Genomic DNA, 2,107 nt, shown 5'->3' with positions numbered 1-2,107 from the left:
CGCTCCCGTGGCCATCGCATTGCCGGTATTGCCCAGCCCCGCGCTCACCGTGCCGCCCATGCTTGCGCCCAACGCGGCCGATCCCGCCGATATCGCCACCCCCTTCAAGTCCAGACCCTGTTGCGCGCCACCGGCAATCAGCACCGCTTGCGAAGCCAGTGAACCCACCGCGCCACCTATTGCGGATGCACCCACCGCCACGCCGGCCGTCATCAGCGTGCCTCCGCCGCTCAAGGCTGCGATGCCCAGCGACCAGGTAACACATCGATCGAGATGTCGTAGCCGCTCAGGCCATAGCTCGACTGGTCGAGCGTAAACGCGCCTGTGGCGGCGTTTCTATACACGGACACAAGCCCGGTTGTGCGTGTAGCAACACACGTGGCCGCCCGGGTCCTGCTGAACGCGACAAACGTATTAATACCTAGCAAAAGCGCAATTGATGCAATCACGACGCCCAGTCGGTTTTATCCGGAAAGTGGCCTTGCTTCCATGCTCTTATTATTTTAACGGCAGCGCGATTAAAGAGCTGTCTTTGTTCGTCACCCTTAGGCGCTATTAGTAATTCAACCTCGCCGGATTGCTTGTCTATCTCAAATTCACCGCGATCATCTTCAACACTCCAAAATCTATACTTGGCTTTTACGTCGTTCTCTTCGAATTTCTCAATCATGATATAAAACGCCATATTCACCCCGCTATCCATATACGCCCAGACCGAATCGCCGCATTATGCGCCGTATTGTAGTCAGCATCATAGAGCGCCTCAAACCTTGATTCAAACCGCTCGTGCCACAACAAATCTAAGTCCGATTTTACCCAATCACCGGTGGTTAAACGATCCCAAGCATTTGCGATAGCAGGATCAGCGTCAAAACGCTGCCGACCTCCTTCACGTAAATGCTCATTAAAAAATACGTGATCTTTAATTCGCTCAATGCTACTTTCCAGCATCCCAGTATTTCTCGAGATTGCAGTAATATCAGCATTGCTTCCGCGAATTTTATCGTAAGCCAAATCCGCCGCATCCCACGCATTCAGCGAATCCGGATTTATAACTTGGCGGGCACCGGTCTGAAATATGCCACCTACCTCAGGCACAACGTTATACCGAAGCCCCGGCATAGCAAGTTCGAATGCCTTTTCGATTTGGGGCCCAAACATCACCGCACCACGTTCGAGCGCCGCTCCGGTCAGCCGGGCACCCGCGTGAGCGGCCCGCATTGCTGGCCCCCGCCCGCTCGCCAATGGCATGACGGACAACGCCACTTCCCACGGCCTCGTCGGCACCGAAGAAGATGTTACCTCGCCCAATGCGCGCTGCGCACCCGCCAGGCCGCTCAAGCCGACCGCATCCAGCCCTTGGGCCATGATCGCGTTACCGCGCTGCACCGTTTGGGAGACATTCTGCAACCATTCAATCGGTTGATCTGCCCAATTCGCAAAGCTCGTTATGCTTTCCAGCAATGACGAGCTCGTATCGCTCAGCCCCGAACGGAACGCTGCCGCATTAAGATCAATGCGGTCACTGTCAGCGGCGGCCCATGCCGTCAATTCTCCTTCATAGGATGTTCCGTACGCCGTTGCGCCCGGCATGCGGCTCGCCGTCACCTCGACAGCAGTAAGACCTTCCGCTTCCCCTTGCGAGTAAGTCACATACGGATACGGATTATCGACGTCCGACATCATGCTATTGGACGCATACATCACACCGGGCATCGGCTCATCGAACTGCGCGTGAAACGCCTTCGCTTCACCCAACGGCGTGGACGATGAATCTGCGTTGGTCGGCTCATCCATCTTCACCATCGCCGGCGCAACCGACTTCGCCGCCATCTGCGCGATCACCATCGCCCCGATCGTATCGCCCGCAATCGCCCCGGCATTGCGTTGCAAGCTCCCGCCGCGCACCAGCGTACTCGTCACTCCCGAGGCGAGCGCCGACGCGCCTAGGCTCAGCGACGGCAGTGCCTTTCCAAGCTTCGTCTGCCCGAGCGCATCTCCGACATAGGCACTCGCCCCGGATGCAATCGCGCTCGCCGCAATACCCTTCCAGTCGAAGCCGTTTTGCGCGCCCAACGCGATGCTCATGCCCTGCGTCGCGGCGCCA

1 protein-coding gene and 2 pseudogenes are annotated in these 2,107 nt (G+C 57.6%); all 3 read right to left on the bottom strand.

Features of this window, described 5'->3' with window-relative positions:
* A pseudogene (locus tag QCE79_RS32490) lies at nt 1-213 on the bottom strand (chemotaxis protein); the annotation flags it as partial.
* Nucleotides 214-445: 232 nt separating this feature from the next.
* Nucleotides 446-670: a hypothetical protein gene (locus QCE79_RS32485; protein WP_309851428.1), complete on the bottom strand. Its 225-nt coding sequence runs from the start codon at nt 668-670 to the stop codon at nt 446-448.
* A 17-nt stretch (nt 671-687) separates the two neighbouring features.
* A pseudogene (locus QCE79_RS32480) lies at nt 688-2,107 on the bottom strand (hypothetical protein); the annotation flags it as partial.

The organism is Caballeronia sp. LZ003 (genome assembly GCF_031451465.1).
Classification (GTDB): domain Bacteria; phylum Pseudomonadota; class Gammaproteobacteria; order Burkholderiales; family Burkholderiaceae; genus Caballeronia.
This window is presented reverse-complemented; position numbering and strand designations above follow the sequence as displayed.

What these genes read in the sequence shown, in the direction of transcription:
- QCE79_RS32485 (WP_309851428.1), bottom strand. Translation starts at nt 670, where the DNA reads ATGATTGAGAAATTCGAAGAGAACGACGTAAAAGCCAAGTATAGATTT.